This is a genomic window from Streptosporangium nanhuense, from assembly GCF_059358815.1.
In genome coordinates this window covers 685,265-699,231 of record NZ_JCADBG010000002.1, presented here as the reverse complement: position 1 = coordinate 699,231, position 13,967 = coordinate 685,265, and the positions used below count along the sequence as shown (strand labels likewise).

At 68.4% G+C, this 13,967-nt stretch carries 16 protein-coding genes, 1 tRNA gene and 1 pseudogene; 11 read left to right on the top strand and 7 right to left on the bottom strand.

The genetic code is table 11. The annotated features are described in order from the left end of the window. The coding region (locus AC5L38_RS07850) for a DUF6461 domain-containing protein (protein ID WP_495242064.1) at positions 1–740 on the top strand (740 nt) is incomplete at its 5' end. On the opposite strand, the gene AC5L38_RS07845 is transcribed toward AC5L38_RS07850, so the two are convergent. Continuing rightward, positions 741–2,015 carry an NsdA family TPR-like regulatory protein gene (locus AC5L38_RS07845; protein ID WP_495242063.1) on the bottom strand — a complete coding sequence of 425 codons (1,275 nt, stop codon included), beginning with the start codon at positions 2,013–2,015 and terminating at the stop codon, positions 741–743. A 174-nt stretch (positions 2,016–2,189) separates the two neighbouring features. Here AC5L38_RS07845 and AC5L38_RS07840 point away from each other — a divergent pair, with 174 nt between their 5' ends. Further along, positions 2,190–2,567 carry a hypothetical protein gene (locus tag AC5L38_RS07840; protein ID WP_495242062.1) on the top strand — a complete coding sequence of 126 codons (378 nt, stop codon included), beginning with the start codon at positions 2,190–2,192 and terminating at the stop codon, positions 2,565–2,567. Between the two features lie 2 nt (positions 2,568–2,569). Continuing rightward, a complete protein-coding gene (locus AC5L38_RS07835; protein WP_495242061.1) occupies positions 2,570–2,824 on the top strand; it encodes a hypothetical protein in 255 nt (84 codons plus the stop codon). An 879-nt stretch (positions 2,825–3,703) separates the two neighbouring features. Here AC5L38_RS07835 and AC5L38_RS07830 read toward each other — a convergent pair. Both AC5L38_RS07830 and AC5L38_RS07825 read right to left on the bottom strand, forming a co-directional pair. Then, a complete protein-coding gene (locus AC5L38_RS07830) occupies positions 3,704–4,399 on the bottom strand; it encodes a UTRA domain-containing protein (RefSeq protein WP_495242085.1) in 696 nt (231 codons plus the stop codon). A gap of 57 nt (positions 4,400–4,456) precedes the next feature. Continuing rightward, positions 4,457–4,636 (bottom strand): annotated as a pseudogene (locus AC5L38_RS07825) (GntR family transcriptional regulator); the annotation flags it as partial. Between AC5L38_RS07825 and AC5L38_RS07820 the strand changes: the two are divergent. Continuing rightward, the gene (locus AC5L38_RS07820) at positions 4,575–4,748 is read left to right on the top strand and encodes a hypothetical protein (RefSeq protein ID WP_495242060.1); all 174 of its coding nucleotides are present in this window, start codon (positions 4,575–4,577) and stop codon (positions 4,746–4,748) included. The pseudogene AC5L38_RS07825 and the gene AC5L38_RS07820 sit on opposite strands and share 62 nt — an antisense overlap. An 87-nt stretch (positions 4,749–4,835) precedes the next feature. Here AC5L38_RS07820 and AC5L38_RS07815 read toward each other — a convergent pair. Continuing rightward, positions 4,836–4,912, bottom strand: a tRNA-Pro gene (locus tag AC5L38_RS07815). Between the two features lie 111 nt (positions 4,913–5,023). Between AC5L38_RS07815 and AC5L38_RS07810 the strand changes: the two genes are divergently transcribed. From AC5L38_RS07810 to AC5L38_RS07795, 4 genes are all read left to right on the top strand, one after another. Continuing rightward, a complete protein-coding gene (locus tag AC5L38_RS07810; RefSeq protein WP_495242059.1) occupies positions 5,024–5,509 on the top strand; it encodes a hypothetical protein in 486 nt (161 codons plus the stop codon). A 179-nt stretch (positions 5,510–5,688) separates the two neighbouring features. Then, a complete protein-coding gene (locus tag AC5L38_RS07805) occupies positions 5,689–6,396 on the top strand; it encodes a hypothetical protein (protein ID WP_495242058.1) in 708 nt (235 codons plus the stop codon). A 6-nt stretch (positions 6,397–6,402) separates the two neighbouring features. Beyond that, positions 6,403–7,263 carry a hypothetical protein gene (locus AC5L38_RS07800; protein WP_495242057.1) on the top strand — a complete coding sequence of 287 codons (861 nt, stop codon included), beginning with the start codon at positions 6,403–6,405 and terminating at the stop codon, positions 7,261–7,263. Positions 7,264–7,265: 2 nt separating this feature from the next. Beyond that, positions 7,266–7,463, top strand: coding sequence for a hypothetical protein (locus tag AC5L38_RS07795; RefSeq protein ID WP_350967358.1), 198 nt, complete (start codon positions 7,266–7,268; stop codon positions 7,461–7,463). Positions 7,464–8,143: 680 nt separating this feature from the next. Here the strand turns inward: AC5L38_RS07795 and AC5L38_RS07790 are convergent. After that, complete coding sequence (locus tag AC5L38_RS07790; protein WP_362675950.1) at positions 8,144–8,644, bottom strand: ATP-binding protein; 501 nt, start codon at positions 8,642–8,644, stop codon at positions 8,144–8,146. Between the two features lie 74 nt (positions 8,645–8,718). Then, entirely contained in the window at positions 8,719–9,495 is a 777-nt protein-coding gene (locus tag AC5L38_RS07785) for a SigB/SigF/SigG family RNA polymerase sigma factor (RefSeq protein WP_495242056.1), read from the bottom strand. 195 nt (positions 9,496–9,690) lie between these two features. On the opposite strand from AC5L38_RS07785, the gene AC5L38_RS07780 reads away from it, so the two are divergent. Further along, complete coding sequence (locus tag AC5L38_RS07780) at positions 9,691–10,062, top strand: STAS domain-containing protein (RefSeq protein ID WP_329093567.1); 372 nt, start codon at positions 9,691–9,693, stop codon at positions 10,060–10,062. A gap of 120 nt (positions 10,063–10,182) precedes the next feature. On the opposite strand, the gene AC5L38_RS07775 is transcribed toward AC5L38_RS07780, so the two are convergent. Continuing rightward, positions 10,183–10,902, bottom strand: coding sequence for an ANTAR domain-containing protein (locus AC5L38_RS07775; RefSeq protein WP_495242055.1), 720 nt, complete (start codon positions 10,900–10,902; stop codon positions 10,183–10,185). 125 nt (positions 10,903–11,027) lie between these two features. Between AC5L38_RS07775 and AC5L38_RS07770 the strand changes: the two genes are divergently transcribed. Together AC5L38_RS07770 and AC5L38_RS07765 are read left to right on the top strand one after the other, a co-directional pair. Continuing rightward, positions 11,028–12,887, top strand: coding sequence for a PP2C family protein-serine/threonine phosphatase (locus AC5L38_RS07770; RefSeq protein ID WP_495242054.1), 1,860 nt, complete (start codon positions 11,028–11,030; stop codon positions 12,885–12,887). A 93-nt stretch (positions 12,888–12,980) separates the two neighbouring features. Further along, positions 12,981–13,934: an anti-sigma factor RsbA family regulatory protein gene (locus AC5L38_RS07765; RefSeq protein ID WP_495242053.1), complete on the top strand. Its 954-nt coding sequence runs from the start codon at positions 12,981–12,983 to the stop codon at positions 13,932–13,934. The last annotated feature ends 33 nt before the right edge of the window (positions 13,935–13,967 follow it).

Below are 13,967 nucleotides of genomic sequence, written 5' to 3'. Positions count from 1 at the left end.
AGAAAGGGGCGTCGTGTCATGTCTGCACCCCTACCCCCTCGCGGGAGGGCTTCACGATCAGCTCTCAAACACCTTCTAAGTCGTTGCTGTATTTCGCTGCTGCGCAACTGATCAAAGGAGCTGTGGTGACAGACCCTCGCGAGGAATTCGGCTGGCTCTCGGGTGATGGACCATTGGGTGACATCTACTGCGTGTCCTTCATCCGGGACCTGAGTCCGGCCGAAGTACTGACGCGCTTAGGCGCAGAGCCAAACTCGATCGAGAAAGTCACCTTCGACGAGCTTGATGAGCGTGTGATGGCGAACATCCAGGGGACTGACGGCCTGGAAGCCGGCCATGTCGGCGCGACGAGTTTCGATGACTGGACCCTGCTCGTCGAGCCCTGGGGCGGGCGGGGGGCCTTGCGGGAAGTGCTGACCAAGCTTTCCCAGGGCACGGAAATGGTGTCCGTCCTCCGTCATGACTATGCCTCGCACATGTTCGGATACGCGATCGACGGTGACGTGATCACGAGCTTCACGCTTGAGCGCCTCAAAGATCGCGCGGGAAGTGATCCGAATCGTCTGACGGCTTCAATGCGTGCTGTCGGACTGGACCCTGACCACACCCCCGAGGATGACGGGGTTGACGATCCGATCGCCTGTGCGTTCGCACGCGCAACCAGGATCACGGGTATCGCCTTCGCCGACTGGGACCCCCATGAAACGGATTTCCTGGGAGCCGAAATCGTTGCGGACTGATCAGTGATCTGTACGGCCTGCCATGAGAGCTTCCTTCAAGTCGGCGGCTTGGGGGACCTTACGCCGCGTAAGCAGCGTCGCAACGTTGACGAGTTCCTTGGTCGCGTGCCGGTTCAGCTCGACGGCGTCGGCCACGATGGGCAGGCTCACCTGTATGGCCGCCGCCGCTTCGCCGGCCTCAGCGTGAGCCTTGGCCAAGCATGAGCCGTACCAGGCGCGATCCCGCTTGTAGCTCTCCGACAGGCCGGACAGCCCATCCGTCAGCAGATCGATCGCCTTGGACCAGTTGCCGAGCTGCAGCTCGGTCATGCCGCGCTGAAGGCGGAACCACGTCTCGTCGTAGAAGTACATCCACACCGGCTCGTCGTCGGCGTGCTCGGCAGCCTGGCGGATCAGTGCCTCGGCCTCGTCCAGCAGTGTGCGGGCGGGTCGGGCGTCACCGGCGAGCGCGTGACCTCGGGCGGCCATCTGCGCGGCCATCCCCCGCACACCCGGCGTCACCCGGCCATCGTGCCATCGGGCCGCGTCTGCGAGCCGGACGCACCTGCGGGCGTTGCCCGCACTCCATGCCTGGTGAGCCTTCATGCTGAGCGTGGTCGTGGCCATGTTGACGTCACCGATCTCCAACGCCCAATCATGCGCGCGGTCGTACCAGGTCAGTGCGGCGGCCTGGTCGTCGACGTCCAGCGACATCCACGCGACGAACTGGGCGTACTGGGCGGCCAGGTCAACCACCGTGTCGGCCAGCGAACCGCGGGCGCCCTGGGCAAGCTCGACCACCACGCCGAGCTGTTGCCGCACGATGCCAAGCAGCGGGCGGGAGCCGATGGTGTCCTCGACCTTACGGTGTTCGGCCAAACAGGTGTCCAGCCACTCAACGGTCTGCTGATCCACCCGGCTCGGCTGCTGGAGGGTGCGGGTGATCCGTTCGAACATGTCCGCGTTGGGCGCGATGGTCGGCAATGGCAATGCGGGGATCGGAACGCTCAGAACCTCGACGGGCGTACGGTCCCGAACCGGCTGCCGATCACCGAACACCTCGGCCTCGTCGATGCCGAACGCACGGCAGTACAGGACACGATAGGGGTCTTTGGGCTGGTGCCTGCCCGCCTCCCAATCCTTGATCATGCGGACCAGGGATTCTCGTTCGGGGAAGCGCTCACGAGTGCGGGCGTCCGCAGCCTCGGTGAGTTGCTTGGCCATGTCCCGCTGCGTCCACAGCCGTCGCCGTCGTTCGGCGCGTAGCCGTACGGCCCAGCCCGGAAGATCGCGCATCGCGTACTCCTCAGGGGAGAGTCGGGGATCCGCTCATCTCCCCCAGTCTCCCCTAGTCGCACTGTCAGCGGGCGTATCTGCGGCGATGTGATGGAGAGACCGTGCAAATGGCGGGACCCGCAGGCGATCTCAGCGCCGTACGGGTCCCTTGACCGCACACTGGAGGTGCGACCCGTGGACAACTGTAGAACCGTCCCACCCGTCGTTGACGAGGCGACGGTGGAGAGCCATGACAAGGCGCTGGCCATCGTTCAGCGGCTTCTCATCGAGCGGGGAATCCGCGCTCACCGCCACCACACGATCAGTCTCGGACTCTTCGCCAACAGTGCGGCTGCCTGGCCCGACCAGCCTCCGCTCCGGTCGTGGATGGAGCGGCATCCGCCGGAACTGACCGTGAAGGGTCCGCAGGGCTGGCGCGTAGCCACGGTGACTATGGGGGCGCGCTCGGGCAGCTATCTGGTCTCCTTGCGCGACGGCTCCGGTCCTCAGGCGGTGAGAAGCGAGCATCCCGAACAGGTGGTGAAACTGATCCTGGCTGCTCGGGAAATGTGACCGTGCACGGCTGGGTCATCCTGGGCGATGCAGCCACCAAGCGCGTCAACGGTCAAGAGGTCGTTGTCACGGCCGGTAAGTCGGGCGACATCGGAGTGGCCATCAGAGCGTGGGAGGACGCTGAACGTCACCGGATGCTGTACGAACTAGGCAACCTGGGGCGCACGGTCAATGCTGCGCTGGCTCGCATCCAGGTCCACCACCGCACTTCAGGCAGTCACGGAAAACACGCACCGGAAACGGGCGACACCCGATGACCACTGGTCGGGTACGGCAACGCACCTTCCCGTAGTCGCGTTGCTGTATCCGACCAGCAATGACCATGATCCGGTAACCGTGTTATCCGATGGCAACCTGACCCGGAGCGCAGTGCCGCCAGGCGCGAGCACCGGAAGCAGGGCGGCAGAGTCCTTGATCACCTCTATGGAGGCGTTCCTGATAAGCACCGAGTGGAGATGGCCGGCGCAATGCCGAATAGCACCCCGAAGGGGCCGCGAAGCGGTTGGGCCGGCGGTCGGAGCGGCAGGCGGCAGCGCGCACTAGGGGTAGAGGATGCTAGGCAGGAAGAGGTTCGCCGGACCTGGCTGCTAGAGCTGCATGCCTGCATGCTGTTGAGCAGGGACGACTTGAGCTTCAGGATCGTAGTCGTATTGCTGCTTCGATCCGGCCCCCGATCCCAATAATCGCAAACACGATGGCCACGGTAGCGAAGCTTTCGTTTCCATTCAGTACCGACAACAAAGCAACGAGGCCAGCCAGAAAAATCAGGACACTACTGACCCCACGAACCACGTAGGCATTATTGCGAGGTTCACGAGATGAGCCCATGGCTCCAAGTGCTTGCTTCGCTGACTCAGAGCTGCTGGACCCGTGGATCTGCCCGAAAGATTCGGTGGAGGGATCATTCACAGGATCAGAGTGTCATGGCGATGCCCCTGAACGGGAGCACAAACGAGCAAATAGAACCAAGCGTGGATCTTCGTGTAGAGGGCGGCCGTAGCTGCTGCCAGCCGGGACCGGCCGCCAGGGCCGCAGCCCGGCTGGCGGGCAGGCGCAGGGCCGCCCGCGACGGCGCGAAGCGCTGGCGCCTTGAACCAGTAAAGAAACTCTGAGCCAATGCCAGTCACGACAACTTGTCACAGCAGGAACAGAATGCGTCCGGTCGGTTCGGGATCGGGCTTGTCCTGGAGCTGCTCGGGATCGTGAATGTCGGGGTCGAATCCCTCGGGCACGCTGGTGAGATTCTCGCGGGCGTAGACGGTCTCGAAGCGTTCGGCGTCGGCCTTGACCTCGGTCATCTCCAGAGGGCGGCCGTCTTTGTCGGCAAGGATGCGGCGGATGATCAGGATGGGGCTGCCGACCGACAGGGCCATCAGGTCGCGCTCGTCGGCGTAGGGCATGCGAGCGGTCACGGTGGTCTCCCAGGTGGTGGGGCCTCGCCCGTTGGTGATCGTCTCGTAGAACGACGGCTGATCGAAAGCGTGGACGAAGGCTTCGGCACCACTCTGTGTGGCGGTCGGGGCAGAGATGATCTCGGGGACGGTGTAGGAGCTGATGCCGATGATCAGGCCGGTGGTGGTGTGGCGCCATCGGCTGGAGCGGTGAAAGACGGTGTGGCCGGTGCGCAGGCCGAGGGTGTTGGCGATGTCGCGGTTGGCGGCACCGAACTCGCTGCGGCTGTAGATCTGCTGGCCTTCGGCGTCGTCGGCATGCGGGGCGGGAATCTGGGTCCAGCCCCATTGGCGGGCGGTGGGGATGAACTCGGGGTCGGTGATGTCGTGGCGGGGCCAAGTGCCGAGCAAGATCGCATGGCGGTCGGGCCCGGCGCGCACGAAGGTTCCGCGTCCGCGTACGACGCTAACGAGTCCTTCACCGACCAGAGCTTTGACGGCGTCCCGGACGGTGGGACGGGACACGCTGTAGCGGGCCGATAGGGCGGTCTCGCTGGGCAAAGGCGCACCGGGGGTGTAGCGAGCCTCCAAGATGTCAGCGCGCAGTGATGCGGCGATGACCTCCCGTAGGGGGCGTTGGGAGTCGGCGAGCCGTTCCTGCGTACCCCTGGAGGACATCGCGCGCCTCGTCGGCCACAGCGGGACCGCCGTGACGGAGGCGGTCCACCGGAAGCAGATCCGCCCGGTCCTGCTCGGCGGGGCGGAGACGATGGACCGGATCTTCACGTGACGGGAGCGATAGTCACTCAGTTGGTCACTCAGAACGAAGAAAGGGTGCCTCCCTTTCGGGTGACACCCTTGCCGACCAGCTAAAACCTGGTCGGGACGACAGGATTTGAACCTGCGACCCCTTGACCCCCAGTCAAGTGCGCTACCAAGCTGCGCTACGTCCCGGTTGTTCGTCGCCCTCGCGGGCTGAACGGTCTTAACCTTAGCGCAGATCGAGGGGGCTTCGCACACGGCGACGCCCGTGAGAGCAGGCGATCGTGTGAAGGGCGAGAGTACGTGGGGCGTAAGGCGTTGATCGACCAGGAGGAGCTGCGGCGACTGGCCGGGCAGGGGTTGTCGAACGCGGAGCTGGCCGCGCGGTTCGGGGTGAGCGAATCCGGGATCTTGCAGGCGAAGCGGGCCGCCGGCCTCTCGAAACCGATGCTCGATCACTCGCGGGCCATCCCGTGGAAGCTGGACCGCGCGCACAACCAGTCGGGGCCCGCGACGAACCTGCGGAACCTCTCGTCCGTGGCACAGGGGCGGGTGATCCCCGCCGAGAAGCTGAACACGGCGCTGCGCTGGGCCGGGCGGCTGGTCGCCTCCGGCTTGGACGTCTCGTACGAGCCCGGCCGGGGATTCCTGGAGGTTCCCGCCTCTCCCGGGGACTGGCTGGTCGAGAGGATGCTGAACGACGCCCGCAAGGCCGTCGGCGCCGAGGAGACCTCCGGCGCCGACGAGGACCACACGACGAAGGGCGTCGAGGATCACGCGGAGAGGTGAGCACGAGCCTGGAGGCCGTCGCCGGAGGCACGGCAAAGGGATAGTAAATACCCGAAAAACCCTGGCAAAACATTAAATCCGGCCTGAGTGGTGGCACTTCACAGATGTCGGCAACCGGTTTCGAGCCTTGACCCCAGGGCAGCGCACGGGTACAAGCGCCTACACAACCGGAGGCAGACATGTCCACCGTGATCTGGGTGGCCGTCGTCGTGGTCGCGGTGGTGGCGATCGTCGCAGTCGGCTATTTCGTGCTGCAGCAGCAGCGCCGACACCGACTTCGCGACCGCTTCGGCCCCGAATACGAACGTACCGTGCAGGAGCGCGAGAACAGGCGCGACGCCGAGCAGGAGCTCATCGCTCGCGAGCAGCGCTTCAGCTCCCTCGACATCCGCGCCCTGGACGCCGGGACTCGCGAGATCTACACGAAGAAGTGGATGGAGGTCCAGGAGCGTTTCGTGGACGCTCCCGGTTTCGCGGTGACGGAGGCCGACCACCTGGTCACCTCCGTGATGGCGGAGCGGGGTTACCCGACCGAGGACTTCGAGCAGCGGCTCTCCGACCTGTCGGTCGCGCACGGCCGCACCCTCGACCACTACCGGCAGGCTCACGAGATCAGCACCCGGGCCGCCCACAAGGAGGCCTCCACCGAGGAACTCCGGCAGGCCATGGTTCACTACCGCGCCCTGTTCGAGGAACTGCTGGAGGCCCCCGGCAGCTCTGCCAACGACGGCCGGGCTTCCCAGCGGGCAGAGACCGTCGACGGGGATTCCGGGCGGACGGGCGCCACTGTTCCCGCCGATCGGAACGCCCCGCAGGCGGATTCCACCGCCCCTGAGACCACCGACGACGCCGAGCGAGCCTCCCGGCGCGACACCCAAGGACGGTGACCTGACATGAACGACCGATTCACCCCGGACAAGGACCGGCTGGTCCACAAGGCCGACGAGAACGACGACCGGACGGTCCGCAAGTTCGACGAGGACGACCTGAACGCCTCGCGGCACGACCGGGACGTGACCTACGGACTCCAGGAGCCGCGCCACGGCGACGCCGACCACGCGGACACCTCGCCCTCCGACCCGGACACCGGTACCCGCGACCCCCTGGCCGGTGACCGTGACGACGTCCTCGTCGTCGAGCCGGACGACGACCGGCGCGTCTTCGGCACCACCACCGGTTCGGACGCCCCTCTCGACGACAAGCGGCGCGACGTGCCGGGTGAGCTCGACGACGACGGCAGGAGCGACAGGAACGACAGCCCGTTCGCTCACGCCCAGACCCCCGTCACTCCCCCGGTTACGCCGGCAGACACCGCCACGTTCGGCGCCCCGGTGCCCGGCAAGGACTCCCCGGTCACCCCCGGTTTCCCCGAGAACACCTCGGACCGGCCGGACGACGTGCTCGACGAGGACGCGGGCTTCACCCCCACCGAGCGGACCGAGCAGACGCCCGCCGCCACCGCGCCCGCCACCGCCGGGGTCCTGTTCGATCAGGACTCCGACGACGTACGGCGGCGCTGGCAGGAGGTCCAGGCCGGCTTCGTGGACGACCCGCGTGACGCGGTGGAACGGGCCGACTCCCTGCTCGACGAGGTCACGAGCTCGCTGAGGAACACGCTGGAGGCCCGGACCAACGAGCTCCAGGGACGCTGGAAGAACACCGAGAAGAACGACACCGAAGACCTCCGGACCGCCCTGCGCGACTACCGGGCGACTCTGGAACAGCTCCTGAACATCTCCGCTGGAACGAGGTAACCATGCTCGCAATCGCCGCCGCCGTAGTGTTCGGCCTCGGATTCCTGCTCGACCTGATCAACACCAGGCTCGGCCCGCTCACCGGGACCGGCTTCCTGCTCCTCGGCCTCCTGCTCCTCGCGCTGCACCAGGCCGGGATCGGCTCGGCCGGCCCGCGGACCACCACCGGGGGCGGGGGCGGCTGGCGCCGTAGGCGCTAACCCCCCGGAGGCGGCCCTCACCGGAGGAACCCTCCTCAGGACGCCTGTCGAAACGGAAAGGGCCCCGTCCACATGGACGGGGCCCTTCGCATTTGCCCGCCCCCAGAAGCCCCAAAGCCCCGGAAGCCCCGGTGGACCGGCATCTCCGAGCCCCACACCACACGAGGCGTCCGCACACCCGCCAGATCCGTGTACCCGCGGAGTCCGCCGTCCATCGCGGGCCGCCCGTCTGGAGACGTTCATACCCGAGAGGTCCGCCCCTCTCGGGACGGAGACACCTGAAGGGCACGCGCCCGACCCCGGCCCCTACGGCGGCGCGCAGGCCGCCCGTGGAGGCCGGAACCGCACCGAGCGGGGCCAGGGGCGATGGGGCCAGGCCCGGGGAACCGGACGGGCCGCGCGAGCGGGCGAAGGGCGTGTGGAGCCTCGACGGCGCCGTCCAGGGGTGCCCTCCGTGGTGCCGTCCGGGCTGCTGTCTGGGCTGCTGTCCGGAATTTCCGGCAGCGATCCTCGCGAAGCCCAAGAAACGGGACATGAGAAAACCGGCGTCGATGGCGGCTGTGCGCGCCTCGCGCCGGTGAAGGTGAGGGAATGAGGGAGAAAGGCCGGAGGGCGGCGTACGTGGCCACGTAGCGCCGCCCACGATCCCTGTACGGGGCCTTCGGGCGTATCCCGAAAAATCAGACCTTGAACGACATCGTGATGAACGTCCCCGAGGCCCCGGTCTCGAACTTGATGTCGGAGCTGACCATCCGGGCCACCCACAGACCCATGCCGCTGGTCGCGTGCGGCCCGGGGGGCGTCTCCCCCGGGTTGGGTCCCGGGTCCCACTGACCCTCGTCGTGGATCTCCACGACGAGGGTCCGGCCGACCGTCCACATCCGCAGCACGGCCTTGGCGGTGGTGTGACCGTGGGTGACCGCGTTGGTGGCCACCTCGTTCAGCGCCACCAGGAAGTCGGCGAGGCCCTCCTGGGACATACCGCTCCGCACCGCCTGGGCGGAGGCGAAGTCGCGCACGTCGGGGAGGTCGGGCAGGCAGAAGGCGAGTTCGGCGACAGCGGCTCCGGCCGGGATCATCGGGGAACGGCCGCCACTCGCCGTGAAGCGGGCGGGACGAACACCGTCCTCGTTCACCCGAGATCCGCCTCCCCTGTCCCAGTCCGCCGTTGTCCTCAGCATCCGGGATCCATTCAAACGCACCTTACGCCACGTCCGTTGTCGCCGACTTGGGTGCCCGGTAACGAGCGGTGTATTCAGCATTCGGCGACAAGTTCCTCACGGAGCTGGTCAAGCACCTTCCGCAGGATACGGGAGACGTGCATCTGGGAGATCCCGAATTCCGCCGCTATCTCGGCCTGGGTCATGTTGCCGAAGAAACGCAGCAGGAGGATGTTCTTCTCCCGGTCCGGCAGCTTGTCGATCAGCGGCTTGACCGCCTCGCGGTCCACGAGCGTGCCCAGCGCGTCGTCCTCGTCGGGGATGACGTCGCCCAGGGCCGCGGCGTCGTCGTCGGCGCCGAGCGGGGCGTCCAGCGAGAGCGCGCTGTAGGCGGCGGAGGCGTCGAGGGTGAGCAGGACGTCCTCTTCGGAGATGTTCATCTTCGCGGCCAGCTCGGCGACCGTGGGGGCGCGGCCGAGGTCCTGGCTGAGGTCGGAGACCAGGCGGTTCAGCTCGGCCCGGCGCTCCTGGTAGACGCGGGGGACGCGGATGGCCCAGGTGCGGTCGCGGAAGTGGCGCTTGACCTCACCGGTCATGGTGACCACGGCGTAGCCGCGGAAGGGGTGCCCGAGGGTCGGGTCGAAGCCGTTGATGGCCTTCATCAGCCCCACGTACGCGGCCTGCAGGAGGTCCTCCAGCGGCTCGCCGCGGTAGCGGTAGCGGCGGGCGATCTCCATGGCGAGGTGGCGGTGCATCTCGACGATGCGCTCACGCAGACGCTCGGCGCGGTAGTCGGAGATCTCAGGCAGGGACATCTCGGCGAGGAGGTCCTCGGCGGTCATGTCGGTGAGTGCGAGTGCCTGAACAGACATTGCTGCTCCCTGGTATTACTGTCGGGCGAGCCGACCACGGAAGCAACATCCGGGCAGACGGCATCGCCTCGACCAAGTTTTCGAGGCGAGGCCCTCTGCTGGACCTCTGATTCCATTATTGCCCGGAATCCTGGAGTATTACTCGCCCCCAGGTAACAGTAAGGTTGCTAATCGAATGGCACGAGGAGGCCCTGAGTGACGGTGTCGGAGAACGGCGAGAGATCGGCAGCCCTGACTCTCACGTCGGCGCTCGTCAGTGGGATCAACGTGATCCGGGTGACGGGTCTGCTGGACGCGACGACGAGGGATCAGTTCGCCGACTACCTGGCGGCGGAGACCGGCGAGCACGGTCTCGACATGGCGCTGGATCTGAGCGGGGTGACCTTCATGGACTCGCGCGCGCTGGGATTGATCGTCCACCACTGGCAGGTCAGCACCACCGCGGGCGCCAAGTTCGCCCTCATCGGAGTGGAGTACGCCAAGACCAAGGTGATGTGGATCACCGGTCTGGCCCAGCGTCTGCCCCTGTACGACACGATCGACGACGCGATCGCCGCCTTCGGATAGCGCCGATCGCCCCGGCCGGCCGGGAACCGTCCGGAGACCGCCTCCGGCCGGCCGGGGCGATCGCCACGGGCGGCGGACCTCGCCCAAGGGCCGGTCGTCACAGGTGGCGGTGGGGGGCTCTCAGCCCTCCTTCTTCGCCTCGCGGTTGCGCTGGTGCTCCTCGACCAGCAGCTTCGCCAGGTCCGCGACCTTCACCTGGTGGTGCTGCGAGATGCGGCGCAGCTCGTCGAAGGCGGCCTCGGCCGAGCAGCCGCTGGACTTCATGATGATGCCCTTGGCCTGGTCGATGATCGCCCGGCCGGCGAGGGCCTCCTGCATCTGGGCCGCGTCGGTGCGGACCTCGTCGTAGTCCCACATGTTGGCCAGGGCCACCCCCACCTGCTCGGCGAGCATCTCCGCCAGCGGGGGGACGTTCCTGGCCGCGAAGGCGCCGGGGCGCACCCCGTACATGCCGAGGACCAGGACGGCGTGCTCGATGACGATGGGCATCGCCAGGACCGAGCGGACGCCGCAGCGGACGGCCATGCCGGTGTACGACGGCCAGCGGGACTCGCGCAGGACGTCCTGGACGATCACGTGGCGCCCGGTGGCGCGGGCCTCCGACGAGGGACCCTCGCCGATCTCCTCCTCGCTGTCGAGGAGCACGATGAGCTCGCTGTGGGAAGCTGAGACGACCATGCGTTCTCCGCGCCAGAGTTCGGCCGAACCGCCCGCGCAACCGGGCACACCGCCCGCGAGGGTGGCCGTGAGGCCGCGCAGCACGCTCTCGCTCGACGTCTCCTCGCTGACCCTGCCGAGGACCGCGAGGTCCCGGGCGAGAACGGGGGTGACCATGTCCATCTCGCGACTCCCCTTACCTGTGTCGCTAACTTAACCACTATCCGACCGCGCATCGATTCGACCTACCGGGTGGCGTACCGTCTACGACGGGACCAGCCCACTCCGGCCCCTGACGAGGACGAGCATTGACCGACGCCATTGGCCTTCAGACCCTGGAGCAGGCGCTGAACGCGCTGACCACCAGGGTCTCCTCCCTGCGCGAGGCGAAGTCCGCCTACCCCGCCGACCCCCGGTCCACACTCGACGCGGCGCTCGCGGAGCTCGACACCGCCCGCGAGCTGCTGGAAGCCTCGGTGCGCGAGCTGCGCAAGGCGCCCAAACGGTCGGGTGAGCGGGAGAGCGGGTCGCAGCGGGAGCTCAAGCTGCTGCGGCAGGTTTTCCGCACCTTCCCCATCCCGGTGGTGGTGCTGGACGCCTCGGGGGTGGTGCGGCGGATCAGCGCCGAGACCTCCCGGATGCTCGGCAGCCCCGCGGGATACCTGATCGGCCGCTCGTTCCCGCTGTTCGTCGACGTCTCGCGGCGGGCGGCGTTCCGCTCGCACCTGACGGCGGTCCAGCAGGGCGGCCAGACCGCGACCCTCCAGACGCGGCTGGCCCACCAGGGCCGCGCGCACACGGTGCAGCTGGCCGTCACCCGGCTCACGATGCCGGGCGAGCCGCAGGAGATGGTCGCGGTCATGATCCTGCCGCTGGAGGCGCAGGTGGCGGGGCCGCCGCACGGCCCGGCCGACCGCTCTGACGCCACCCTGGTCATGGCCGCGGCGCGCCGGCAGGAGCTTCTGTCCAGGATGACCCGCCTGCTGCTCGACGAGGAGAGCCTGCGCCAGCCGGTGACCGTGACCAGGGCCTCCCGGCTGCTGGCCGCCGAGTGGGCCGACTGGGTGATCGCCGACGTGGTCCGCGACGGCATGCCCAGGCGGGCCTGCGTGCTCGGCCCGAGCGACAAGCCGGTGACCCAGCTGGTCCGCCTCGCCGAGGGGATGAACCCGCTGACCGCGCCGGCCGTCGCGCACGTGCTGACCGGCGGCTCGGGCGTGGTCCACGAGATGCTGGAGGACGACGGGCTGCTCGGCGACGTCCCCGGCGGCCCGCCGCTGCTGCGGGTGATGGGGGCCGCCTCGGCGCTGATCGTGCCGATCGGCGGCGAGAACGGCGTGCTGGGCTCGCTGACCCTGGTGCGGCTGCGCGACCGTGAGCCGTTCTCGCTGGCCGATCTGGGGCTGATGGAGGAGATCGGCGCCCATCTGGGGCTCGCCCTGCGCGCCCGGCGCAGCTTCCAGACCCGCTCGCGGGCGGCCGACGCGCTGCGTACCAGCGTGGTGCCCCGGAGCCTGCCGGACATCCCGGGGTTCGAGGCGGCGGCCATCTACAACGCGGGTTCCAGCCCGGTCGGCGCGGAGTTCTACGACGTCTTCCGCGCCGGCGAGGGGTGGGGGTTCGCCCTCGGGGGCGCCGCGGGCAAGGGTGAGGAGGCCGCGTCGGTCAGCGCCATGGTGCGCAACGGCCTGCGCGTGCTCAGCGTCTGGGAGACCGACCCCGGCGAGGTGATGCGCAAGCTGAACCAGGCCCTGACCGCCCAGCACAACGGCATGTTCGTGATGGCGGTGACCGGGTTCATCAAGGCGCGCAGGATCAGGCTGGCCAGCGCGGGGCACCACCCCGCGGCGCTGCTGAGCTCTGACGGCGGGGTGCGCTTCACCGCGGGGGGCGGCGTCCCGCTGGGCATCGCCCCCGAGGCGGAGATGTTCACCGAGGAGGTCGCGCTGACCTCCGGCCAGACCCTGGTCTTCTACTCCGACGGCCTGGTGGCCTCGCAGAACGAGCTGGGCGAGTCCTACGGCGAGATCAGGCTGGCCGACGTGCTGGCACGCTGCGTGGCGCAGTCTCCGGCCGAGGTCGTCAAGACCGTGGAGGAGGATCGGCACGCGTTCTCCGGCGGGAGAGTTTGGGATGAGATCGTGATACTCGCCCTCCGTGTCGTATAACTTGGCTAACTCGGGGTGACCTCTCGGTCTCACCGAGCGATGAGGGGCCGCACCCGGCGGCACCCGTGTCCGACGGAGTGGGGGCGGCCTCGTATGACCTCGATCCACCAGGCCGCGGTGTACGGCTCCGACGGACGCTTCCTGGCGGTGGCGCTGCCGTTCGTCCGGGAAGGGCTGGCCAAGGGCGACCCGGTGATGGTCGCGACCACCTCGGCCAACCTGGAGCTTCTCGGGGGCGCCCTGGGCAGGGACGGCCGCCTGGTCGACTACGCGGAGACCGCGTTCCTGGGCCGCCGGACGGTGGAACGTGCCACCGCCTTCCACCGCTACTGGCAGCGGCGCGGGCCCGAGGCCCCTCGCGGCGGGCACGTGCGGATCCTCGCCGAGCCGGTGTGGGCCGGACGCGCGCCCGCCGACGTACGGACCTGGCAGCGCATGGAGTCGGGCCTGAACCTGCTGCTGCGCGACACCAACGTGTGGATGATCTGCCCGTACGACGAGCGGACGGCGGATCCGGGGGTGGTGGCGGGCGCCCGGCGCACCCATCCCACCGTCTCCGAGGACGGCCTCTCGATGACGCCCTGCCCCGAGTACGCCGCCCCCGCCGACTTCATCGGTGAGTGCGACTCCTTCCCGCCCCTCGAACCGCCGGGTGACTCGGCGGCCGCGCGCGTGGAGACGCTCCACGCCCTGCGGGTGTTCGTCACCGGCCACGCGTCCTTCATGGGGCTGAGCCACGACCGGGCGAAACTGCTCTCGGTCGCCGCCTACGAGGTGGCCGCCCTGCTGGAGCCGCCCGTGACGGTACGGCTGTGGGAGCGGCTGGGCGCGATCACCTGTCACGTCGACCGGCGGGGCGGGCGCGTCGCCGATCCGGTCGCCGGGTTCCTCCCGCCGGGCTCCGTGGCCGCTCCCGGTGACGGCCTGTGGATCGCCCGGCAGCTGTGCGACCGCCTCGACATCCACAACGACCAGGGCGGATGCGTGATCCAGCTGCACGTCCCGAGCGCCAGGGCCGAGGAGTCCCGGCAGAGCCGGTCCTATTGAGAAGTTCGGCTCCGCGTCAAGGGTTTGGCTTTG